Origin of the sequence: Streptomyces sp. NPDC050617 (assembly GCF_040654795.1) — a bacterium.
GTDB lineage: Bacteria > Actinomycetota > Actinomycetes > Streptomycetales > Streptomycetaceae > Streptomyces.
The window spans coordinates 13,139-35,812 of record NZ_JBFAIS010000044.1; the positions used below are offsets into that span (position 1 = coordinate 13,139).

The window sequence follows — 22,674 nt, forward strand, 5'->3', positions numbered from 1 at the left end:
ACCAACCCGACGCGCGAACGGTCCTGCAAGCGGGGGGAGTTGCGGGAGCGGGCGAGGGGCGTGGGGCGTATGGGTGTGAAGCGGAAGTTATGCCGCGCGGCGGTGGCCGTGGCCGCGCTGGCGGCCGGAGCGGTCCTGGCGACGGGCCAGGCCGACGCCGCGCCGCCCGCGCGGGCCGCCGGAACCGGTAGCAGCGCCGGCGCCGGTACGTACGCGACCGTCGACTACCAGGCCGTCGGGCACGTGGTGGCGGGCAGGGTCGGGCAGACCGTCCCCGTCGAACTGGGCGTCAGGAACGGCGGCCCGGACGCGGGGCGCGGCGCGGGCGCGTACGAGATAACGCCGCCCGAGGGCACCACGATCACCGCGGGCACGGGCTCCTGCGGGGCGAAGGGCGCGCGGACGTACGTCTGCGCGATCGGCGCGCCCCTGCGGCCCGGCGCCACGGATACGCTCCGCTTCGACGTCCGTATCGACAAGAAGGTCGAGGGCGCGGAGGGGGAGATCCGCGTCGTGGACCGCGAAGGCGCGGCCCACGACCCGTACCCGGCCAACGACGCGGCCCCGATCCTGACGGACATCGAGGACACGGGGCCCGCGGAGGCCCGCATGGTGACCACGACCCCGTCACCTCCGACGGCGACCCTGGCCGACACGGGCACCCGGAACACTCCGCTCCTGTTGGCGATGGCGACGGGAGCCCTGGCCCTGGGCATAACGGCCACAACGATCCCCTCCCGGCCTCACCATCACCAATAGCCCTGCTCCCCGTACGAGCCCAGCCCGATCCACCCCCCAGTCCAGCCCGTCCGGCGTACGAGGGCGCCCAGGCCCGGCAGGGCCGCGCCGCCACTGCACCCACCGCTCCCGCCGCATCACCCGATACCAGACCACGCCCGACTAATACCTCCTAAACCGTTTTTGTCTGCTTAGCACTTAAAGTCGCTGCATGCCCACGCCCTATGGACCCCGCGGAGGAATGGCGTTCAGCGCGGACGAGCTGCGCGTGCTCCGCCGCGCCCTGGCCATCGCCCTTCAGCCCCATCCCGTCCCCGCCCCGATCGGCCCCGCGCGGGCCGAGGAGGTCCAGGACTGTCTCCGGCTCGCCGAGGCCGTGGACGAGGCGGTCCGCGAGGGAGGCCGGCTGCGCGCCTTCCTCCTCGCCGACCTCGCCCGCTACCGCGCTGCTCTCCCCGGTTCGGCCTCCGGCTATCTGCGACAGCTCCAGGACGCCCTGGCGGCCGGCTACCTGCCCCGCCCGGACGACCTGACCGCCCTCCGCTCGCTCTGCGCCGCCCCGGCGGGCGACGCCGAGTCCGACCGCCGCCGCGCGCTGCTGCACCGCTGCGAACGGATCGCCGAACGGTCCGTACGGGCCCGCCTCGCGGAACGCGCCGCCGAACCCCCGCCGCCCCTCCTGCCGAACTCGCGGCGCGCGCAGCTCCTCGCCCTGCCCGGCGGGCGCGGCGCGCAGACAGCCGACGCGAGCGAGGAACGCCCCGCGCCCAGCCCCGCGCCCAGGCCCGCCGCCCCCGCGAAGCCCGGCGCGCCGCCGCAGCCCAAGCGGCCCGCGCCCACCCCGGCCGAGGTCTTCCCGCCGCGCCGCCGCCCCGACCCGGCGGCGCCCCCGAAAACGGCCCCCGGCCCGTCCCCGGCTCCGGACGAGGAGGCCCGTACGGCCTGACGCGCGCCGACCGCCAAGGCCGGCTCCGGTGCGCCGGGCGGCTCGTACCGCGTTGTGCCACCCGGCCCCGGCGCCCCCGGCACGGGTCGCTAACCTGGATGTCTCGCGCAGCAATCGCGGCGGCAGCCGCAGAAGGAGGCCGACGGCCATGGACTACGTCTCCGCGCTGGTCCCGCCCCTGGTGATGGCGGTGGCCTTCATCGCGCTGATCGTGACGATCGTCAAAAGCCAGGGCGGCGCGAACAAGGGCAAGGAAGACGCCGCGGTCGACGCCGTGCTCAACCGCGTCGAATCCGCCCAGCAGGCGCCCAAGGGTTCCGGGGCCTGATTTAGCCCGGGGTTCCGCCGGGGTTACGCCCGGAGTTCTGCCCAGGGATTCGGCCCGGAAGCCGGGTGCGGTTTCGGCCGGGTGCCCGAGGGCGGTTTCGGTCCGGAACCCGCGGCCGGCCGGCGCCCTCCCCGCGCCGCCACCGCACGTAACGAAGGGGCGCGTGGACCGCGATCACAAATCGCGGCCCGCGCGCCCCTTTATGTCGCTCAAATAAACCGGCATTGGAGACATCTCCCACTATTATTCGCGTGTGCCTCGACGACTGGGTGATCTGGAAGACGCCGTCATGACGCGCGTGTGGGAGTGGAACCGTCCCGTCACTGTTCGAGAAGTCCTGGAAGACCTTCAGCGGGAACGCTCCATCGCCTACACCACGGTCATAACGGTGATGGACAACCTGTATCAGAAGGGTTGGGTACGCCGGGAAGTGGAAGGCCGCGCCTATAGATATGCCGCGGTGTCGACCCGGGCCGCCTACTCGGCCGCACTGATGAACGACGCGTGGTCCGTCAGCGACAACCCCGCGGCCGCTCTCGTGGCGTTCTTCGGGATGATGTCCGCCGAACAGCGGGATGCCCTGCGGGATGCGATGCGGGTGGTCCAACTCGGGCCCGGCGACAGCTCCGGCGAGGCGGGGCGATAGCGTCCGGCCATGGCCGCACTATCGAATGTCGTCACCGTCCGCCGGGCCAGGACCAGCGATGTACCAGCGCTCCGCCGGCTCATCGACTCGTACGTACCGGACGGCATCCTCCTCGACAAAGCCATGGTGACGCTTTACGAGGACATCCAGGAGTTCTGGGTCGCCGAGCGAGCCGCGGAAGCCGCCGTAGCCGCCGAACCCGGCGAAGATGCCGTAGCCCTCGAAGACGCCGAAGCCGCTGTAGCCGCCGGAGATACGGCCGCCGAGGTCATCGGCTGCGGCGCGCTGCATGTGATGTGGGAAGACCTGGCCGAGGTGCGCACTCTCGCGGTCGACAAGACCGTCAAGGGCCTCGGAGTCGGTCATCTGGTTCTGGACAAGCTGTTGGAGACCGCTCGGTGGCTGGGGGTGCGCCGAATTTTCTGTCTCACCTTCGAAGTCGACTTCTTCGTCAAGCACGGCTTCGTGGAGATCGGCGAGACACCCGTCGATGGTGATGTCTACAGTGAGCTGCTGCGTTCCTATGACGAGGGCGTTGCCGAGTTCCTGGGTCTCGAACGGGTGAAGCCGAACACCCTTGGCAACAGCCGGATGCTTCTGCATCTGTGATCCGCGGGCCCTATGTCCGAATCGCGCCCCTATCACATGGCTCTGGAACGCGTGGTTCCCACGCGGAAGCCGAGGCGAACCTTCCCCGGGGGTTTGTGTTTTTCCGGGAAAGGCGGTTTGCTATTCCCTCGTAGTGTAATTACTGGGGCAGCGACATGCGCTGCTATCGCCGTGGACCCCAGACCCCCTTTTCTGTGAAAGGAATCCCCCGTGGCACAGAAGGTTCAGGTCCTTCTTGTCGATGACCTCGACGGTGGCGAGGCCGACGAGACCGTCACGTTCGCACTGGACGGCAAGACGTACGAGATCGACCTCACCACCGCCAACGCCGACAAGCTGCGCGGCCTGCTGGAGCCGTACACGAAGAGTGGCCGTCGCACCGGCGGTCGCGCCGCGGCCAGCCGCGGCAAGGCCCGCGCCGGCGCGGGCAGCAGCCAGGACACCGCGAAGATCCGCGCGTGGGCCAAGGCGAACGGCTTTGAGGTCAACGACCGCGGCCGCGTGCCCGCGACCGTGCGCGAGGCTTACGAGAAGGCCAACGGCTGAGAACCCGAGGGTCGACCGCTGCGAGCCCCAGAGGCGCGCAGCAACCGGGCCCGGTGGCACTCCGTCGCCGCCGCGCCCACGAGCCTTACGAGATCGGGGGCGCCCCCACCGTCCCCGAGGCCGGTGACCGGCAGCGTCGGCTCGACCTCGCACCCCGGTTCGGGAGGCCGTAGCCAAACGGTCTCCCGCGAGCCGGCGACCGCGTCCGGCGTCGGTGCGGCGATCCGGCCGCCGGGCCCGAGCATGGTGAGATCGAGGGCGATGCCGCCCCACTCCAGCCAGTCGAGCAGTCCCGGCAGTTCGTCGGCGCTGCCGGCGGCGACCAGCAGCCGCACGGCGCCCGCGCGCGGGTCGTACGCGACCGGACCGGTCCGCGCCACGCGTCGCAGCACCGCGAATCCGGCGTCGGAGGGCAGCTCCAGCACGTCGAAGCGGACCCCGGTGAGGAGCTGTACGGGCTCCCCGGCCGAGCCGCCCGCGACCGGCCAGCCCAGCTCGCGCTCGTACCACCGCCGGACGGCGTCGAGCGGCGCCCGGGGGCGGGGCACGGGAACGGCGGGAGTCATGCCTGCTGCAACTGGCGCGAACCGACAGAGGTTACGCTCGGTTCGGGTCCAGAAGCGAACCGTGATCGGCAAGGGGGGTTCGGAGGCTTCGAAGGGGCGCGCGGGTGTTCGCCCGTAGCGGATGGAATCCGCCCGCGCGGCATGGACTGTCAGTGCTGACGGGTAAGACATCCCTAGTGGAGAGGGGCGGTCCGCGTGTCAGGAGGCTCGGCGTTCGCCATCGGCGTACTGGTGACGGGCGTATATGCCTGGCCTGCGGGAACATCGTCTCGCACCATCGGGTTGGAGCAGATGTCGGCTGTTCGCCAAATTGGTTTCCCCGCTGCGGTGGGGGTGATCCGGACGGATGTCGGCAGTTGGAATGAGCTGTCCCGTCCTACGGGACTAGCATGCGGAAGGACAGGGAGGGGACCGTCCCCGATCTGCCTGACCGCTCTGAGGAGCGATTAACGATGTTCGAGAGGTTCACCGACCGCGCGCGGCGGGTTGTCGTCCTGGCTCAGGAAGAAGCCCGGATGCTCAACCACAACTACATCGGCACCGAGCACATCCTCCTGGGCCTGATCCACGAGGGTGAGGGTGTCGCCGCTAAGGCCCTGGAGAGCCTCGGGATTTCGCTCGAGGCGGTCCGCCAGCAGGTGGAGGAGATCATCGGGCAGGGCCAGCAGGCCCCGTCCGGGCACATTCCCTTCACCCCCCGTGCCAAGAAGGTCCTGGAGCTGTCGCTCCGCGAGGCCCTTCAGCTCGGCCACAACTACATCGGTACGGAGCACATCCTGCTCGGCCTGATCCGCGAGGGTGAGGGTGTCGCCGCCCAGGTCCTCGTGAAGCTGGGCGCCGATCTGAACCGGGTGCGGCAGCAGGTCATCCAGCTGCTCTCCGGCTACCAGGGCAAGGAGGCCGCCACGGCAGGCGGCCCGGCCGAGGGCACGCCCTCGACCTCCCTCGTCCTGGACCAGTTCGGCCGCAACCTGACCCAGGCCGCCCGCGAATCCAAGCTCGACCCGGTCATCGGGCGCGAGAAGGAGATCGAGCGGGTCATGCAGGTGCTGTCCCGCCGTACCAAGAACAACCCGGTCCTCATCGGCGAGCCCGGCGTCGGCAAGACGGCGGTCGTCGAGGGCCTGGCGCAGGCCATCGTCAAGGGCGAGGTGCCCGAGACCCTCAAGGACAAGCACCTCTACACCCTGGACCTCGGCGCGCTGGTCGCCGGCTCCCGCTACCGCGGTGACTTCGAGGAGCGCCTGAAGAAGGTCCTCAAGGAGATCCGCACCCGCGGCGACATCATCCTGTTCATCGACGAGCTCCACACCCTCGTGGGTGCGGGCGCCGCCGAGGGCGCGATCGACGCGGCTTCGATCCTGAAGCCGATGCTGGCCCGCGGCGAGCTCCAGACGATCGGCGCCACCACGCTCGACGAGTATCGCAAGCACCTGGAGAAGGACGCCGCGCTGGAGCGCCGCTTCCAGCCCATCCAGGTCGCGGAGCCGTCGCTGCCGCACACCATCGAGATCCTCAAGGGCCTGCGCGACCGCTACGAGGCCCACCACCGGGTCTCCATCACGGACGAGGCGCTGGTCCAGGCCGCCACCCTGGCCGACCGCTACATCTCCGACCGCTTCCTGCCGGACAAGGCGATCGACCTGATCGACGAGGCCGGCTCCCGGATGCGCATCCGCCGGATGACCGCGCCGCCGGACCTCCGCGAGTTCGACGAGAAGATCGCCGACGTGCGCCGGGACAAGGAGTCCGCGATCGACTCGCAGGACTTCGAGAAGGCGGCCTCGCTGCGCGACAAGGAGAAGCAGCTCCTCGCCGGCAAGGCGAAGCGGGAGAAGGAGTGGAAGGCCGGCGACATGGACGTCGTCGCCGAGGTCGACGGCGAGCTGATCGCCGAGGTCCTGGCCACGGCCACCGGCATCCCGGTCTTCAAGCTGACCGAGGAGGAGTCCTCCCGGCTGCTGCGCATGGAGGACGAGCTGCACAAGCGCGTCATCGGCCAGAAGGACGCCATCAAGGCGCTCTCCCAGGCCATCCGGCGCACGCGTGCGGGCCTCAAGGACCCGAAGCGCCCCGGCGGCTCGTTCATCTTCGCGGGCCCGTCCGGCGTCGGTAAGACCGAGCTGTCCAAGACGCTCGCCGAGTTCCTCTTCGGCGACGAGGACGCGCTGATCTCCCTCGACATGTCGGAGTTCAGCGAGAAGCACACGGTCTCCCGGCTCTTCGGCTCCCCTCCCGGCTACGTCGGGTACGAGGAGGGCGGCCAGCTCACCGAGAAGGTGCGCCGCAAGCCGTTCTCCGTCGTCCTCTTCGACGAGGTCGAGAAGGCCCACCCGGACATCTTCAACTCGCTGCTCCAGATCCTGGAGGACGGTCGGCTGACCGACTCCCAGGGCCGGGTCGTCGACTTCAAGAACACGGTCATCATCATGACGACCAACCTGGGCACCCGGGACATCTCGAAGGGCTTCAACCTCGGCTTCGCGGGCACGGCCGATGTGAAGACGAACTACGAGCGCATGAAGAACAAGGTCAACGAAGAGCTCAAGCAGCACTTCCGCCCCGAGTTCCTCAACCGCGTCGATGACACGGTCGTCTTCCACCAGCTGACCGAGGAAGACATCATCCAGATCGTCGACCTCATGCTCGCCAAGGTGGACGAGCGGCTCAAGGACCGCGACATGGGCATCGAGCTCAGCGCGGACGCCAAGTCGCTGCTCGCCAAGCGGGGCTACGACCCGGTCCTGGGCGCCCGGCCGCTGCGCCGGACGATCCAGCGGGAGATCGAGGACATCCTCTCCGAGAAGATCCTCTTCGGTGAGCTGCGCCCCGGTCACATCGTGGTCGTCGGCGTCGAGGGCGAGGGTGAACAGCAGAAGTTCACCTTCCGCGGCGAGGAGAAGGCGGCCCTGCCGGACACCCCGCCGATTGAGCAGGCGGCCGGCGGCGCCGGTCCGAACCTGAGCAAGGACGCGTGACGCGCACCGCCTGACGGCGATGTGCGAGGGGCCGGCCCCGGACCGTATGCAACGGTCCGGGGCTGGCTTTTTTCGTTTTACGGGCCGGGGCCGGGCCTTCCCGTACGGGGCTGGGCGGCGGGGCCGGGGCCCGGTCGCTCCCCCGTGCGCGGGGCCGGGGCCGGAATTCCGTCTGGGTACGGTTCGGGGCTGATCGTGCCGACGTGATCACGGGCGCTTAGGCTCGCCGTATGGCCATCACCACCGCGCTCTGGTCCTTCGCCCTGGTCGTAGGGCTGCTCACGCTGACCCCCGGCCTCGACACCGCCCTCGTCCTGCGGACGGCCGCCCTGGGCGAGCGCCGCCGCGCGTGGGGCGTCGTGCTGGGCATCCAGAGCGGAACGCTGCTGTGGGGCGCCCTGACCTCCCTGGGCGTCACGGCGCTGCTGGCCGCCTCCCAGGTCGCGTACCAGACGCTGCGCTGGGCGGGGGCGGCGTACCTGCTGTGGATGGGCGCGCGGATGCTCTGGCTCACCTGGCGCGGCGACGGCGGCGAGGGCGACGCCGAGCGGCAGGAGGCGGCGGCGCTCGGCGACCCGTCCGACAGCCTGCTCGGCGGCTGGCGGCGCGGGTTGCTGACGAACGCGCTGAACCCCAAGGTCGGCGTGTTCTACGTCGCCGTCCTGCCCCAGTTCATCCCGGCGACCGCGCCGCACCTCGCCACGGGCCTGCTGCTCACGAGCGTCCATGTGGTGCTGGGCCTGCTCTGGTCCACCGTGCTCGTCGCCTTCGCGCGGGCGCTGCGCGGCTGGCTGCGGAAGCCGTCGGCGCGGCGGGTGCTGGACCGGGTGACGGGCACGGTGATCGTGGGGTTCGGGGTGAAGCTGGCGCTGGGGGACTGAGGCCGGGGTGCGGGCCTGGGACCTGGGAAGGCTTACGGGCCCTACGAGGCCGGAATGCGGGATTCCGACCGTATGCGGCCTCCTTCCAGCTCGACGCGCCGCCCCGTGAAGCGCTGGGTGAGCATGCGGTCGTGGGAGACGGTGACCAGTGCGCCCCGGTAGTGGGACAGGGCCTCCTCCAGGTCCTCGACCAGGGCGGGGGAGAGATGGTTGGTCGGCTCGTCGAGCAGCAGGAGGTCGACCGGGCGCCGCAGCAGGCGGGCCAAGGAGAGACGGCGCAGCTGCCCGACGGACAGGGCGCCCACCGGCGTCAGCAGGTCGTCCGGGCGGAACAGCCCGAGCCCGAGCAGCGCCTCGCGGTGCTCTTCGGGGGCGCCGGGCGCGGACTCGGCATAGGCGGCCAGCAGGGTGGCGCGCGCGTCGGTGATCTCGCCGGCGCTCTCCTGCGGTAGCCAGCCGGTTCTGCGGGCGCGGGTGACGTGGCCGTGGTCGGGTTCCGCGACGCCTGCCAGGACGCGGAGCAGGGTGCTCTTGCCGGCCCCGTTGGGCCCGGTGACGAGTACCCGCTCACCGGCTCCGACCTGGAAGGACTCGACGTCGAGGCGGTCGCCCACGCGTATCTGGCGGACGTCGGCCAGGGTGGTGCGGGGGCTGATGGCCGCCCCGCCTGCCGGCCGCGCCGTGAAGCGCAGGGGCTCCGGGGGCTGCGGAACGGGTGCTTCCGTCAGCCGTCGCAGCCGCTCCCTGGCGTTGCGTACGCGGGCGGATATCTGCTTCTCGACATTCCGCTGGTGCCGTTGGGCGGAGCGCTCGGCGTCGCGGCGCGGACCGGCGGCGAGCGTGCCGGAGGCAGTGTCGGCCAGGGCGCGCTGTCGGTCGACTTCGGCGAGCCAGTTCTGGTGCTCCTGCTCCCAGCGGAGCCGGGCGGCGGCCTTCTCGCGCAGGTAGCCGGCGTAGCCGCTGCCGTGCCGGGTGACGGTGCGCCGTTCGGTGTCGACTTCCCAGAGGGCGGTGGCGACGCGTTCCAGGAACAGGCGGTCGTGCGAGACGACCAGCACGCTGCCGCGATGGCGGCGCAGCCGCTCCTCCAGCCACTCCAGCCCCGCCGCGTCGAGGTGGTTGGTCGGCTCGTCCAGCAGCAGCAACTGCGGGGACGCGGCGAGCAGGCAGGCGAGCCCGAGCCGGGACAGCTCGCCGCCGGAGAGGCTGCCGAGCACCCGCTCCCGGCCGATACCGCCCAGCCCGAGCCCGTGCAGGGCCGCCTCCACGCGGGCGTCGGCCGCGTACCCGTCACGGGCTTCGAACGCCTCGATGAGGGCGCTGTACTCCCGCAGCTTGGCGTCGAGATCACCGGTGCCGCCGCCGAGCTCGGCCTCGGCGGCGCGCATCCGCGCTTCGAGCCGACGCAGGTCCGCCAGGGCGTGATCGACAGCGCTCTGCACGGTGCCGTCGAGCGGAAGGTCCGGCGTCTGCGGCAGATAGCCGAGGCCGCCGGGGGCCTGTACGAGCACCTGCCCGCTGTCGGGCGCGTCGACCCCGGCGATCATGCGCAGGAGCGTCGACTTACCGGAACCGTTCTCTCCGATTACCCCGATCCGCTCACCCAGAGCGACGGACACCGCGACTCCGTCCAGCACGGCGGGCCGCCCCGGCGCCGGCGCGCGCACGACATCGGACAGGGCGATCTGAAAGGTCTGAGGGGCTTGAGGGGCCTGAGTGGGGTGTGAGGGATATGAGTTCTGCATGCGCGGATCCACCTTCTCGGCAGTGACGTAACCATGAGTAATGCGGGGTAACCGAGAGGGAGCCAATTCGCTGCGCGCGGGCGTGAGCGGAGGCGCGGACGGACGCGTGAGCTGACGCACGAATCGGCGCGCGAAACGGCGCGCGAAACGGCGCGTGAACTGGCGCGTGAACTCGTCCGCGAACGGCCGCGAGGACGACTGTGAGAACGGCTGCACGAACGGATGTGGTCAGACACGATCAGGTGCGATCGAAGTCGGCCGGATACGACCGGATGCGACCTGTCGGATAGGTGCCGACGGATACGACCCGAGAGATACGGCCTAACGGGTCTTGGGGACCCGAGGGGTCTGACGGATACATGCCTGATACGGGCAGATCGAGGCGTGCCAATTCGACGGCGCGGTAGTAGTGCCGCGCCGCGAGAGGGCCGCCGAGTAAACCGATCACCACGGGCGCGGCACAAAGCCGCACGCCCACTGCCGCCCGGGAAGCGCTACGGCTCCCGAAGGCGAATCAGACGAAGAAGAAACGCATATGCATGGGGACAGGCTAGCGGGGTTTGCGAGGAGGGTCGCTCCATTTTCCGGGGGAGGGGGAGCCCATCCCCCACCTCGCCGTCAGCGCTGAGGGACGTCCCTTACGAACACCAGGCCGTCGATGGTCGGCAGGTGGGCCGGGTCCAGAGGGGCGTAACCGAACCAGGGAGATTGGCGGGGCGGGGGAAGAGGGGCGCCCAGGGCTGCGGCCAGTTGGTGGGGGGCCAGGACGTGGGGGGAGTCCGGGAGCTCGTACAAGAGACCTTCGAGGGTGTTCGGCGGCGGGACGCCCACGCCCCGGTGGCGGATGGTGCCCAGGGCCATGGCCACGAAGGCGTAGTCCTCGCCGAGTTGGGCGCTGACCAGCGCACCGGCGCTCCACCACGTGAGCAGCGGCTGGTCCCACATGCGCATTGTGCTCCGCTCCCGCTGGAGATGGCTGTTGTGGGCGAAGACGAGCACCGGGCCTCGTTCGGCGAGAGCGCGGAGGTTGGCGGCCATCATCGAATCCCGCAGCGCGCACAGTCGCGACATGCGGGTCGGCGACGTGTCGGCCATCCCGTGGTGGTAGCGCAGCAGGCCGGTGGCCGTACGTCCGTACAGGCGCGCCCGGTCCCAGTCCTCCCGCGAGGTCGCCGTGATCAGGTGCGGCATCTGCGTGTCGAGCAGCGTCGCCAAGTCGTCGGCGAGCAGCCGCAGCCGACCGGCCTCGGCCGTCCGCCCCACCGACCGGGACGGGTCCGTCATCGCGGCTTCGTCGGTCCACCGCTCGTCGGACCCGAGCAGACGGTCGAGTGTTTCCACGGTGCAGGGGAGCAGTTCCGCGTCGACCTGGGCGGCGAGGTAGCCGTGGAGCGCGGCGAGGGCCTGGCGGGGGCTCGCGGCGCCGGTGATCTCCAGCGGGCCGTCGAAGCCGGTGAAGTGGACGCGGTCGGACGCGGGCCGGCCGTCGTTGTAGTCCCGTATCCAGCGCACGAGTTCGCGGTTGGCGGCGGACGCGCCGAAGTGGTGGCTGAAGCCGCGCTCCATGACCTCGTCGAGGGTGCCGGGGGCGCCGGAGCCCCCGGTGACGTAGTCGTCCACGAGCAGGCCCATCACGCAGTCGCTCTCGATCGCGATCGTCCGGTAGCCCTCCTGCTCGATGAGCTGCTGGAAGAGCTCGTTGCGCAGTTCGAGGAGAGCGTCCTCGCCGTGGGTGGGCTCGCCCAGGGCGAGCACCCGGGGCCGGGACGGGAGCAGCCTCATGAGGGAGGCGGCGTCGACGGGGTGGGTGGCGGCGGTCTGGGTGGTGACGGGGTGGGCGGCGACGGTCTGGGCGGCGATGTCGTCGGGGCAGGCGGCGGTGGCGATGTCCTTGCTGTCAGTGGTCATGCACTTAACAGTATCGTTGAACCTTCGGTGGAAACTTATCCGAAGAACTCTCGCTATATTGTTGATTCCATGGGGCGAAACCTTCAAAACGGCGAACGGCTCAGGCCGGTTGACCTGGCGCGCGAGCACGGTCTGTCCACGCAGGCGGTCAGGAATTACGAGGAGGCCGGCATCCTCCCGGCCGCCGGTCGTACGCCCAGCGGCTACCGCGCCTACACCTCGCTGCACGAGCGGGCACTGTGCGCGTTCCTCGCCCTGGTTCCGGGGCACGGCCATCAGACGGCGACGTCGATCATGCAGGCTGTGAATGAGGTCGCGAATGAGGCCGGGAATGAGGGCGTGAGTGAGGGCGTGAATGAGGGCGCGGTCGATGCCGCGTTCCGTCTCATCGATGAGAGCCACGCCCAACTCCTCGACGACCGGCGGACCTTGCAGGCCGTGGAGAGCGCCCTACGCGATCTGGAACCCGGCGCGGCGCGCGGGTCCGCCACGGCAGGCGGGCCCGGCGGCGGCACGTTCATCGGGCCGCTGGCGGAGAAACTCGGGATACGGCCCGCGACGCTGCGCAAATGGGAGCGCGCCGGGCTGGTGCGCCCGCGACGCGACCCGCTGACCGGCTACCGCGTCTACGACGAGGCCGACGTACGGGACGTACGGCTCGCCCACCAGCTCAGGCGCGGCGGCTACCTGCTGGAACAGATCGCCCCACTGATCGCCCAGGTGCGGGCGGCCGGCGGGCTGGAGCCGCTGGAGGGCGCGCTGCGCGACTGGCACGGCCGGCTGTCCGCCCGAGGGCGGGCGATGCTGGCCGGGGCCGCCGAGCTGGACTCGTACCTCCGCGCGCGCGAGGCCGAGGCCGATGTCGGGGCCGGGGCCGGGGGTGGGGGTGGTCGGCCCCCGCGCCCCTAACCGCTCGGGGCCAGCCCCCGCAGCGCCCGTGCCGAGGGCGACCCCGGGTCGGCCGTGATCAGGACGATTTCCTGGTCGTCCTCGGGGACGAGGAGAACGTCGCAGTTCAGCCGGAGTCTGCCCGCCGCCGGATGGTCGATGGTCTTGGTGCGGTGGCCGGGGGCGTGGACCGGGCGCGTCTCCCAGAGCTGGTGGAACTCCTCGCTGCCGGCGTGCAGCTCGCCCAGCAGCGCGGCGAGCCGGGGATCGTACGGATAGCGGTCGGCGGCCCGCCGCAGCCGCGCCACCACCACACTCCCGAACTCCTCGACGCTGGAACTCTCGTACAGCCGCCCCTCGCCCAGGAACCGGCGACGGGCCAGGTTCGCCGTCCCCCGCCCGAGGTCGCCGCCCAGCAGGGCCTGGGCCAGCGGGTTCCAGGCGACGACGCCGTACGCCGCGTCGGTGACGACCGCGCCGGTCTCCGGCAGCCGCCGCAGCATCCCGGCCACGTGCGGGCGCACGGTCCGTACGTGGCCGGCGGCGGGCGGCGGCGCGCTCGTACCGGCGAGGCGGAAGAGGTGGCCGCGCTCGGCCGGCGTCAGGCGCAGCGTTCGGGCCAGCGCGTCCAGGACGCGGGGGGAGGGGCGCGGGCCGCGCGCCTGCTCAAGCCGTACGTAGTAGTCGACGGACATATGGGCCAGCTCCGCCACCTCCTCGCGGCGCAGGCCAGGGGTCCGGCGCGGGGTGTGGGCGTCGGCGGGGAGGCCGAGGTCGTACGGGCGCAGGGCCGCGCGGCGTTCCCGCAGGAAGCGGGCCAGTTCCTGTCGTGCCATGGCGCTCTCCTCCCGCAGCCTGTCTGCCTGGTACAGGTGATCCCTGGCAAAGGGGCCGCCGCCCGGGGACCGTAGCTGTCATGAACGATCGCACAGCACTTGTCACTGGTGCCAACAAGGGAATCGGCAAGCAGATCGCGCGCCTGCTCGCCGCGGAGGGGTTCACCGTGTACGTGGGTTCCCGCGACGCCGAGCGCGGGCGGCGGGCCTCGGAGGAGATCGGCGACGCGGCGCGGCCGCTCGTCCTCGACGTGACGGACCCGGACGGGGTGGCCGCGGCGGCCCGGCGCGTGGACCGGCTGGACGTCCTGGTCAACAACGCGGGCATCTCGCCTTCGCTCGCGCTGCCGGCGGAATCGGGCGCTGATGAGTTCCGGCGTACGTACGAGACCAATGTCTTCGGGGTCGTCACGGTCACCAACGCGTTTCTTCCCGCGCTGCGCCGCTCCCCGCGCCCCCGGATCGTCAACGTCTCCAGCGGGACGGGGTCGCTGACCTGGAGTACGGGCCCGAACCCCCAGTTCGCGCACGGCCATGGCGGCGCGGCGGCGTACCGGTCGTCGAAGACCGCCCTCAACGCGCTCACCGTCCTGTACGCGCAGACGCTGGCCGAGGAGAATTTCAAGGTCAACGCGCTCGCTCCGGGCCTACGGGCCACCGACCTCAACGGCCGCGCGGCCGCGGCGAGCGGTGACCCGGCGGAGGCCGCCCAGGGGGCCGTACGCCTGGCGCTACTGCCGGAGGACGGGCCGACGGGCGGGTTCTTCTCCTGGGACGGGACGCCGGTGCCGTGGTGATGGAGTGACCAGAGGGGCTGGAGAGGTAGAAGGGGCGATGATCCGCTAAACCGGGTGCTGGACGGGGAGCAGCTACGTAATGTGCACTACTGGTTTGTAGCTATTACGTATTGCTGTAGTCGTCTATGTGACGGGGGTGGGGCTGATGGTCGCGGAGACGGTCAGGGCTTGGGTGGCGGGCTGGGCCGTTTCACGGGGGACACCGCCGCCGGTGCGGAAGCCCTGGGGCTTCTACATAGAGGTCGCCGGCAACCCCCGGGAGGTGGGGCGGCATGTCCTGCCCGAGGCCGATGAGGCGCTGGTCCGTAGCGCCGCGGGTGCGGTGAACACGCCGCGTACCTGGATGAAGATGCCGGCGGAGCCCGAGGAGATCGAGCCCTGGCTGCCGCCGGGCTGGGTGCCGGCCCACGAGGAGTCCGGCCATGTGATGGCGACCGACCTCGTGACCACGGACCCGGTTGTGCCCGAGGGGTACACGGCGGTCGTGGAGAGCCGTGGGTCCGTCGTCCACGTGCGGGTCCTGGACGGAACGGGGGAACTGGCAGCCAGGGGGCAGGTCGCGGTGGTGGGGGAGGCCGGGGTCGTGGACCAGGTGGAGACCGGGGGAGCCCATCGGCGGCGCGGGCTCGGTCAGTACGTGATGCGCACGCTCGCCGACCGCGCGGTGGGCGCGGGGGCCGGTTTCGGAGTTCTCGCCGCGACCGATGCCGGGCGTGCGCTGTACGAGACGCTGGGGTGGAAGAAGGCATCGACTCTGGCGGAGTGCATCTATCGGCCCTGAGGCCGCCGGCTTGAGCGGCAGAGCCTTCCGCTGCGACAGCTTCAAGCCCAACACCCCCGGAGTCCTGGGGGCTGGGGCCTGGTGGTTGGGGTGGCTGCTGTCGGGTGGGGTGGTGTTGGAGGGTGGGGCGGTATTCGGGGTGGGTGGGGTGCGGGTTTCGTCTCGGGCCCTGCGGGCCCAGAGCGCCGGCAGCGGCAGGGGAGGGGGCGGGGCGGGTGTTGGTTCGCTGGCTGCCAGGTGGGTTCGTAGCTGGGGTTAGAACGGGCTCCGCTGCGCTCCGCCGCTGGCTGCTGCCGCGATGGGGTTGCTGCCGGTTGTTCTGGCGCGGCTTTCGTCTCGGACCCTGTGGGTCCACAGCGCCTGGAGTGGAGGGTGGGGCGGTGGGGGCCCTGTAGGAGGCTCCGCTGCGCTCCGCAGTCGGCTACTGGTAGGTAGGGTGCGGTTGCCGCCCGGCAAAAGTTCCTTTTCGGGCACCAGATCGGGCGGTAGTCGCACCCTGTTGAACGGTGGACCTGGCGCATCGGACATACCGGGCGCACTCGCCGTCAGAGCGGGGTTTCCCCACCCTTGGGCCCCTCTTCTACGGGCGGCAACCGTCCCCGGACATGCGTCGCCCCCGACCCGGTCGCCCGCAGTCCCCTCCCTCCCGCTTCGGTTGCCGTGGGCCGCAGGCCCGAGACGCGCCCGCACCCGAAGTCCGCACCATGACCACTTCGCGGCAGCAGCCAGCGGCGGAGCGCAGCGGAGCCCGTTCTGACCTCGGCCGTGAGCCGGGCCGCAGGCAGCGAACCGGCCCCCGCCCCGCCCCCTCCCCTGCCGCTGCTGGCGCTCTGGGCCCGCAGGGCCCGAGACGAAACCCGCACCCACCCACACCGAATACCGCCCCACCCCCAACCCAATCCCCCCCCAGGCCGGAGGTCCCGAAACGGACGTCCGAAAGCCCCGCCGGAATTCGAGTGGATCTTATGTCGCGGTGACATGCGGCACAGCGCTTTACCCCGGTACTAAACAGTTTAGGGGAAGCGTCGCGAATGATTCCGGGACTTTCGGCCCGGTGGGCTCGGGGCTTTTGTGGGGGAGGCGGGCGGGGCTTTCGGGGGTGTCCGCTTACGGGCAGGTCAGCGGGAGCCCGCTATGGCTGGCCGGGCGTTTCGGCGTCGTTCCATGGGGGGTTCTGCGGCGCGCGACCCGGTATCCGTAAGAGGCGGAATTCCCTTTCCCCCGGTACGGCCGAGCCTAGTAGCAGCCCGCCCTTGGCGGCACGGCATTGGCGGGTTACCAAGGTATGGCGCTCCCGGTCCGCAGCCGGGACTTATTCATTCCTGGCACCCCTGGAGGTTGTTCCGCATGTCGAAGCACGCCCCGTTCCGTAGTCCGAAGAAGTCGACCGAGCCGACCGGGTCGAACAAGTCCGTTCTCCGTACCCGCGCCGCAATTCTGGCCGCCGGTCTCGGCGCCTCGGCCGCGCTCGGCTCCGGTGTCGCGCTGGCGGCGGACGCCGGCCACGGCAGCCTGCTGGAGCTGGGTTCGGTGTCGACGATCGACCATGCGATCAAGGCTCAGGCCAGCGGTCAGAAGAAGGCCGCCGAGAAGGAGAAGAAGGCCGCCGAGCAGCACAAGAAGGACGCCGCGAAGAAGGCGTCCTCCTGGGTGAAGCCGGTGGACTCCTACCAGATAGGCCAGCCCTTCGGCATCGCCGGCAGCCACTGGTCGCACAACCACAGCGGGCAGGACCTCGTGGTCGACACCGGCACCCCGGTGAAGTCCGTGCACGGCGGTACGGTCGTGAAGGCCGGCCCGAACGGCGGCGGCGACGGTCCCGCGTACGGCAATGCCATTGTGGTCAAGCACGACGACAACACGTACTCCCAGTACGCGCACCTTTCGAAGATCGGTGTTCACGTCGGCCAGTCCGTAAAGACGGGTCAGGAGATCGGCCGTTCCGGTTCCACCGGCAATTCGACCGGCCCGCACCTGCACTTCGAGATCCGCACCACCCCGAACTACGGCACCGCCGTCGAGCCGCTCGGCTTCATGAAGGCCCACGGCGACAAGCTCTGACGAACTCCGAGAGCGGAAGAGCGGACTGATAACTGATATACGGCGGCCGTTCCGGTCGCCTGGCTCCGGTCGCCTGGCTCCGGTCGCGGCGGGTTCCTATGTGAAAGGAGCCCGCCGCGACCGTACGCATTTCACGCATGAGATCCGTCGGGGGATCCGTCAGAGGATCCATGGGCCTGCGTCACCAGATCGATGGCGACCTCCAGGACAGCCTTGCGCTTTTCCTCGGGGTCGCCTTCGATGTTGTTGAGGGCGAACATTCCGGCGTGCAGGCTGAACAGCGCGACCACGCAGCGGGCCTGGTCCACCAGCGGCGCCTTGGGGTCCTTGAGCAGCTGGCTCATGGCGATCATGCGTCCCTTGAAGCGCTCGCCGATGCTCAGCTCGCGCACCGTCGCCTGGTTCTCCTGCATGAAGCGGAAGAGGGGGGCGGCCTCGTGGAGGGACGTGCTGTAGCGGCGCAGGAGCTCCGTCATGGTCTCCAGGGTGTGGGGCTGTGTCTCGGCCCAGGCGATGAGCTCGTCCAGGGGGCGGCCGAGGTCCTCGAAGATGGAGACGAAGATGTCTTCCTTCGTCTTGAAGTGGTAGTAGAGGGCCGCCTTGGTGACGTCCAGCGCCTCGGCGATCTCCCGGAGTGAGGTCTTCTCGTAGCCCTGCTCGACGAAGAGTCCGAGAGCGACGTCCTGGATGCGCTGGCGCGTGTCGCCCCGGCGCGTGTGCGGTGTGCCCATGGATGCTCTCCTGCGTTCGTCTGGGTGTGGGGCCCATTGAAACTTACTTGACGCCCGGCTAGTAGACGTCTACCTTACCGAGTGTACCCATCTAGCCGGGCGGCAAGTAAGTTGCTGGTCCGGCTCTCTTGCCGCCCCAGGGGGAGCAAAAAGTATGTCAAGCGCCCGTTCCCGACACGAGGCCCCACCAGTGGATTCGCCGGACAGTTCGGTAAAGGCTCGGCAACCGCGCAGTGTGCGTGTCGTCCTCATGGCACTGATGATCGCCATGCTGCTGGCCATGCTGGACAACATGATCGTGGGCACCGCGATGCCCACCATCGTGGGAGAGCTCGGCGGCCTCAGCCACCTCTCCTGGGTGGTCACCGCCTACACGCTCGCCACCGCCGCCTCCACCCCCATCTGGGGAAAGCTCGGCGACATGTACGGGCGTAAGGGCATCTTCCTCACCTCGATCGTGCTGTTCCTCATCGGCTCGGCCCTGTCGGGCATGTCGCAGTCGATGGACCAGCTGATCGCCTTCCGCGCCGTCCAGGGCCTGGGCGCCGGCGGTCTGATGGTCGGCGTGATGGCGATCATCGGCGACCTGATCCCGCCTCGTGAGCGCGGCAAGTACCAGGGCATGATGGCCGGCGTGATGGCCGTCGCCATGATCGGCGGCCCGCTGGTCGGCGGCACCCTCACCGACCACCTCGGCTGGCGCTGGTCCTTCTACATCAACCTGCCGCTCGGCGCGATCGCCCTGGCCATGGTCACGGCTGTACTGCACCTCCCGAAGAAGCGGGCCGAGGGCCGGATCGACTACGTGGGCGCGGCCCTGCTGACCATCGGCATCACCTCGCTCGTGCTGATCACCACCTGGGGCGGCACGCAGTACGCCTGGGGCTCCGGCCGCATCATCGGGCTGGGCGTCCTCGGCGTCGCCGCGCTCATCGCCTTCGTCTTCGTCGAGCGCAAGGTCAACGCGCCGATACTGCCGCTGCACATCTTCCGCAACCGCAACTTCTCGCTCGTCACGGTGATCGGCTTCCTGGTCGGCTTCGTGATGTTCGGGTCGATGACCTTCCTGCCGCTCTACCAGCAGTCCGTGCAGGGCGCCTCGGCCACCAACTCCGGCCTGCTGCTGCTCCCGATGCTGCTGTCGATGATGACCGTCTCGCTGATCGCGGGCCGGGTCACCACCAACACCGGCAAGTACAAGATGTTCCCGATCATGGGCGGCGCGCTGATCACCATCGGGCTGTTCCTGCTGGCCCAGATGGACACCGGGACCTCGCGCTTCACCTCGGGCGTCTACATGGCGGTGCTCGGCGCCGGCATGGGCTTCCTGATGCAGATGACCATGCTCATCGCGCAGAACAGCGTCGAGATGAAGGACATGGGCGTCGGCTCGTCGTCGGCCACCCTCTTCCGTACGATCGGCGGCTCGTTCGGCGTCGCGATCTTCGGTGCGATCTTCACCAACCAGGTGAAGGACACGATGGTGGCGCGCCTCGGGGACAAGGGCGGCGCGGTCGTCTCCGGCGGGGCGCAGATGGACCCGAAGGCACTCCCCAAGCTGCCGGCCATGGTCCGGGACGCGTACATGCACGCCGTCTCCAGCGGTACGCACAACGTCTTCCTGTGGGGCGCGGGCATCAGCATCATCGGCTTCATCTGCGCCTGGTTCATAAAGGAGATCCCGCTTCGCGGCTCCGAGCCGAAGAAGGAGACGGACTCCGCCTCCGCGGACGCCTCCCCGGCCGAGCAGACGGCGGCCAGCAGCGCCTGACGCGCTGAGGCCGACCGCACCGGCCATCGCCGGCCACCACCGACCGCACCGGCCATCGCCGACCACACCGGCCATCGTCGGCCGCCGCACCCGTTCCCCGCCCGCCCCCTGGGTCGGGGGACGGGTGCGGCTGGTTTTCCAGAACTTTGGGTGCTCGGTTCGGGTGTTACTCGGTCCGGGCGCGGCGGTGGGCCGCCACGCGTTCGCGTGTCGCGCAGCGGCGTGAGCAGTAGCGGCGGGCGGGGCCGCTGTTGAGCGTGACGAAGACGTTGCGGCAGCGCGGCGACGCGCAGAGGCCGCCCGGCGGGCGCTGGCGGTCCCAGACGAGAACGGTCAGGGCGAGGCAGGACGAGGCCAGGAACCACTCCGCCCAGGGCGCGTCGTCGTGGCTGTCGAGGTGGGGGTGCCAGGGGGAACCGTCGCCGTGCGAGGTGAGGCGGAGGGTGCCGGTGGTGCGTTGGAGGAGGGGGTTCAGTACGGCCGCGGCGTCGGCCGCGTCCATGTCGCCCTCGACGGCGAACACCTCCCGCAGGGACTCGGCCACCGCCCGCATCTCCGCGATGTCGCGGGCGGAGAGGGAGAGGGGTTCGGGTTCGCCGTACGCGCGCAGCACCTCGACGACGGCATCGACCGCCGCGGCATCGGCGGTGTCGACCACCGCGGAATCGGCGGTGTCGGCGGCGGGGCCGTAGGCGGTTCCATGGGCGGTTCCATCGGCGGGGCCGTAACCGTCGGCGGACAGGGCGTTGATCAAGGCCGCGGTCCGCCGGGCGGTGTTCTGCGCCGAGAGCCGGGTGGACCACTCGCCGTCCGGACCGCCGCTCACCTTGCCATTCGAAGTCAGCACCCGACGAATGTAACGCGCCTGGTCAAGTTCTGCGTTACGTACGTAACGTGCTGCCCATGAGAAAGCGTTACGCGGTGGGGTCGTACGCGCTCGGCGCGGCGACCGCCCGTATCGGCGACGAGATGTCGGGGCCCGCTCTCCTGCTGGCCGGGCTCGCGGCCACCGGATCGGCGTCCTCCGGGGCCGCGCTGCTGGCGGGCATGACGGTCTCGGCCGCGGCGGGCGGCCCGCTCTTCGGGGTGCTGCTCGACCGGTCCGCGCACCCCGGTCGGCTGCTGGCCGGGGCGCTCGTGGGCTACGCCGTCGCCCTGGCCGCCGTCCTCAGCAGCCTCGGCCGCGCCCCCTTCGTCTGCTCGGTGGGGATCGCGGTGCTCGCGGGGCTGCTGGGACCGGCCCTGGCCGGCGGCTGGACCTCGCAGCTGCCGCGCGTCGCGGCGCCCGAGGCGTTGCCGCGCGCCACCGCCTTCGACGCGATGACCTTCAACATCGCCGCCCTGGCGGGCCCGGCCCTGGCCGGAACCGTCGCCGGGTCGGCCGGAGCGCCGACCGGGGTGGCGGTCGCCGTCGTCCTCATCTGCCTCGCCGTGCCCTCCGCGTGGACGCTGCCCGCGGTGCGCCGCCCGGCGCGCGCCGCCGCACCGGCGGCCTCGGTCCTCGCCGGCCTCGCGGCGGGCTTCCGCGCCGTCGTACGGACACGGGCCCTGGCGCGGGCGACGGCGGCCTCCGTCGTCTCCTGCGTCGGCGAGGGCATGCTCGTGGCGTGTGCCCCGGTGCTCGGGGCACGGGTACTCGGCGGCGCCGGACATGGCGCGCTGCTGCTCTCCGTCGTCGCCGCCTCCGCCCTCGCGGCCAATGCGGCGCTCTCCCGCTTCCCCCGGCTGCTGCGCCCGGACACCGTCCTGTGGTGCAGCCCGCTCGTCCTCGCGGCCGCGTTCCTGCTGGCGGCGACGGGCCGGACCGTACCGCTCATCGCCGCCATGGTGCTCGCGGGCATCGGCGAGGGCCCGCAGCTCACCGCGCTCTTCGCGGTACGGCACCGGGAGGCGCCCGAGGAACTGCGCGGGCAGATCTTCACCACGGGCGCGAGCCTGAAGATCACCGGGTTCGCGGTCGGGGCGGGGCTCGCCGGGCAGCTCGCGAGCTGGTCCCTGACGGGCGCGCTGACGACGGCCGCCGGGACCGAGGCCCTCGCCGCGCTGGTCTTCGCCGCGGTCGGCCTCGCGCGCCCGGCTGCCGCTGTCTCTTCGGGTGCCTCTTCGGGTGTCCCTTCGGGGCGGTGACCGGCCGCCGGTGACCGCCCGCCGGTGACCGCCGGCCGGGGGCGCGGCGCCGCGCGGCCCCCAGTCGAGTCCTCGCAGGTCAGGGCCGATTGTCAGACCCCTGTGCCAGCATCCAAGACAGCAAGACACCCGCAGGACAGTAAGACCTCCGCAAGGCAGCAAGCCCTCCGCAAGGCAGCAAGACACCCGCAAGGCAGCAAGACATCTAGCAAGACGGCAAGAGGGGGCCGTGTGCGGGCAGCCGTCCGCTCGCGCCGCTCTCAAGAAGCGTGCTGTACCCGTCCCTGCCTACGGTGGTAGTGACGGACCTCATCCCTAGGAGCGCGTCATGATCAAGGGTCTCGCCATCGGCAACGTCTGGGTGCTCGACCAGGACCGGGCCAAGGAGTTCTACACCGAAAAGCTCGGCTTCGAGGTCCGTATGGACATGACCATCGGCGGCGACGACGGAATGCGCTGGCTGACCGTCGGCGCCAAGAACCAGCCGGACCTCGAACTGACGCTGTCGCTGCCCAGCAAGGGCAGGCTGGACGAGGAATCCGTCGAGATGGTGAAGAAGCTGGTCGCCAAGGGAGTGCTGGGCCCCGGAGTGCTGACCACCGACGACATCAAGGGCGACTACGAGGCGTTCAGCGCGAAGGGCGTCGTGTTCCTCCAGGAGCCGCAGGAGCGGCCGTACGGCATCGAGGCGGTCTTCCAGGACGACTCGGGCAACTGCTTCGCGCTCACTCAGCCGAGCGAGAAGATGGACATGAGCAAGAGCTGGGGGGAGTGCACCGAGTAGGCGGCGG

Annotated in this window: 21 protein-coding genes; 15 read left to right on the forward strand and 6 right to left on the reverse strand. The window is 70.7% G+C overall.

Features of this window, described 5'->3' with window-relative positions:
* Window positions 1-69 precede the first annotated feature (69 nt).
* From AB0I49_RS35845 to AB0I49_RS35870, 6 genes are all read left to right on the forward strand, one after another.
* Window positions 70-759: a hypothetical protein gene (locus tag AB0I49_RS35845; protein WP_363231408.1), complete on the forward strand. Its 690-nt coding sequence runs from the start codon at window positions 70-72 to the stop codon at window positions 757-759.
* A 190-nt stretch (window positions 760-949) separates the two neighbouring features.
* Window positions 950-1,684, forward strand: coding sequence for a hypothetical protein (locus AB0I49_RS35850; RefSeq protein WP_363231409.1), 735 nt, complete (start codon window positions 950-952; stop codon window positions 1,682-1,684).
* A 148-nt stretch (window positions 1,685-1,832) separates the two neighbouring features.
* The gene (locus tag AB0I49_RS35855; protein WP_363231410.1) at window positions 1,833-2,012 is read left to right on the forward strand and encodes a hypothetical protein; all 180 of its coding nucleotides are present in this window, start codon (window positions 1,833-1,835) and stop codon (window positions 2,010-2,012) included.
* Window positions 2,013-2,265: 253 nt separating this feature from the next.
* A complete protein-coding gene (locus tag AB0I49_RS35860; RefSeq protein WP_363231411.1) occupies window positions 2,266-2,658 on the forward strand; it encodes a BlaI/MecI/CopY family transcriptional regulator in 393 nt (130 codons plus the stop codon).
* A gap of 9 nt (window positions 2,659-2,667) precedes the next feature.
* Window positions 2,668-3,267: an amino-acid N-acetyltransferase gene (locus AB0I49_RS35865; RefSeq protein WP_363231412.1), complete on the forward strand. Its 600-nt coding sequence runs from the start codon at window positions 2,668-2,670 to the stop codon at window positions 3,265-3,267.
* A 210-nt stretch (window positions 3,268-3,477) separates the two neighbouring features.
* A complete protein-coding gene (locus AB0I49_RS35870; RefSeq protein ID WP_030880446.1) occupies window positions 3,478-3,813 on the forward strand; it encodes an Lsr2 family protein in 336 nt (111 codons plus the stop codon).
* On the opposite strand, the gene AB0I49_RS35875 is transcribed toward AB0I49_RS35870, so the two are convergent.
* Window positions 3,792-4,379 (reverse strand): SCO3374 family protein, encoded by a 588-nt coding sequence (locus AB0I49_RS35875; RefSeq protein WP_363231413.1) that lies wholly within the window; start codon window positions 4,377-4,379, stop codon window positions 3,792-3,794. The two genes, AB0I49_RS35870 and AB0I49_RS35875, sit on opposite strands and share 22 nt — an antisense overlap.
* Window positions 4,380-4,831: 452 nt before the next feature.
* Between AB0I49_RS35875 and AB0I49_RS35880 the strand changes: the two genes are divergently transcribed.
* Window positions 4,832-7,357 carry an ATP-dependent Clp protease ATP-binding subunit gene (locus tag AB0I49_RS35880; protein ID WP_363231414.1) on the forward strand — a complete coding sequence of 842 codons (2,526 nt, stop codon included), beginning with the start codon at window positions 4,832-4,834 and terminating at the stop codon, window positions 7,355-7,357.
* A 230-nt stretch (window positions 7,358-7,587) separates the two neighbouring features.
* Entirely contained in the window at window positions 7,588-8,238 is a 651-nt protein-coding gene (locus AB0I49_RS35885; RefSeq protein WP_363231415.1) for a LysE family translocator, read from the forward strand.
* Between the two features lie 41 nt (window positions 8,239-8,279).
* Here AB0I49_RS35885 and abc-f read toward each other — a convergent pair whose 3' ends face one another.
* Together abc-f and AB0I49_RS35895 are read right to left on the reverse strand one after the other, a co-directional pair.
* A complete protein-coding gene (gene abc-f, locus AB0I49_RS35890; RefSeq protein WP_363231416.1) occupies window positions 8,280-9,983 on the reverse strand; it encodes a ribosomal protection-like ABC-F family protein in 1,704 nt (567 codons plus the stop codon).
* Window positions 9,984-10,601: 618 nt separating this feature from the next.
* Window positions 10,602-11,765, reverse strand: a complete 1,164-nt coding sequence (locus AB0I49_RS35895) for an erythromycin esterase family protein (protein WP_363231437.1) — start codon at window positions 11,763-11,765, stop codon at window positions 10,602-10,604.
* A 195-nt stretch (window positions 11,766-11,960) separates the two neighbouring features.
* Between AB0I49_RS35895 and AB0I49_RS35900 the strand changes: the two genes are divergently transcribed.
* Complete coding sequence (locus tag AB0I49_RS35900; RefSeq protein ID WP_363231417.1) at window positions 11,961-12,800, forward strand: TioE family transcriptional regulator; 840 nt, start codon at window positions 11,961-11,963, stop codon at window positions 12,798-12,800.
* Here AB0I49_RS35900 and AB0I49_RS35905 read toward each other — a convergent pair.
* Window positions 12,797-13,615, reverse strand: coding sequence for a helix-turn-helix transcriptional regulator (locus AB0I49_RS35905; RefSeq protein ID WP_363231418.1), 819 nt, complete (start codon window positions 13,613-13,615; stop codon window positions 12,797-12,799). The genes AB0I49_RS35900 and AB0I49_RS35905 overlap by 4 nt on opposite strands.
* 80 nt (window positions 13,616-13,695) lie before the next feature.
* Between AB0I49_RS35905 and AB0I49_RS35910 the strand changes: the two genes are divergently transcribed.
* The 3 genes from AB0I49_RS35910 to AB0I49_RS35920 all read left to right on the forward strand — a co-directional run bounded on the left by AB0I49_RS35910 (window position 13,696) and on the right by AB0I49_RS35920 (window position 17,254).
* Entirely contained in the window at window positions 13,696-14,412 is a 717-nt protein-coding gene (locus AB0I49_RS35910; RefSeq protein ID WP_363231419.1) for an SDR family oxidoreductase, read from the forward strand.
* 127 nt (window positions 14,413-14,539) lie between these two features.
* Window positions 14,540-15,193, forward strand: a complete 654-nt coding sequence (locus tag AB0I49_RS35915; RefSeq protein ID WP_363231420.1) for a GNAT family N-acetyltransferase — start codon at window positions 14,540-14,542, stop codon at window positions 15,191-15,193.
* A gap of 1,347 nt (window positions 15,194-16,540) precedes the next feature.
* Window positions 16,541-17,254, forward strand: a complete 714-nt coding sequence (locus AB0I49_RS35920) for a M23 family metallopeptidase (protein ID WP_363231421.1) — start codon at window positions 16,541-16,543, stop codon at window positions 17,252-17,254.
* Window positions 17,255-17,385: 131 nt separating this feature from the next.
* On the opposite strand, the gene AB0I49_RS35925 is transcribed toward AB0I49_RS35920, so the two are convergent.
* Window positions 17,386-17,985: a TetR/AcrR family transcriptional regulator gene (locus tag AB0I49_RS35925; RefSeq protein WP_363231422.1), complete on the reverse strand. Its 600-nt coding sequence runs from the start codon at window positions 17,983-17,985 to the stop codon at window positions 17,386-17,388.
* A 250-nt stretch (window positions 17,986-18,235) separates the two neighbouring features.
* Between AB0I49_RS35925 and AB0I49_RS35930 the strand changes: the two genes are divergently transcribed.
* A complete protein-coding gene (locus tag AB0I49_RS35930; RefSeq protein ID WP_363231423.1) occupies window positions 18,236-19,756 on the forward strand; it encodes an MDR family MFS transporter in 1,521 nt (506 codons plus the stop codon).
* A gap of 166 nt (window positions 19,757-19,922) precedes the next feature.
* On the opposite strand, the gene AB0I49_RS35935 is transcribed toward AB0I49_RS35930, so the two are convergent.
* Complete coding sequence (locus tag AB0I49_RS35935) at window positions 19,923-20,603, reverse strand: CGNR zinc finger domain-containing protein (RefSeq protein ID WP_363231424.1); 681 nt, start codon at window positions 20,601-20,603, stop codon at window positions 19,923-19,925.
* Between the two features lie 56 nt (window positions 20,604-20,659).
* Here AB0I49_RS35935 and AB0I49_RS35940 point away from each other — a divergent pair, with 56 nt between their 5' ends.
* Both AB0I49_RS35940 and AB0I49_RS35945 read left to right on the forward strand, forming a co-directional pair.
* A complete protein-coding gene (locus tag AB0I49_RS35940) occupies window positions 20,660-21,883 on the forward strand; it encodes an MFS transporter (protein ID WP_363231425.1) in 1,224 nt (407 codons plus the stop codon).
* Window positions 21,884-22,211: 328 nt separating this feature from the next.
* Window positions 22,212-22,667 carry a VOC family protein gene (locus tag AB0I49_RS35945; RefSeq protein WP_363231426.1) on the forward strand — a complete coding sequence of 152 codons (456 nt, stop codon included), beginning with the start codon at window positions 22,212-22,214 and terminating at the stop codon, window positions 22,665-22,667.
* Window positions 22,668-22,674: the final 7 nt, after the last annotated feature.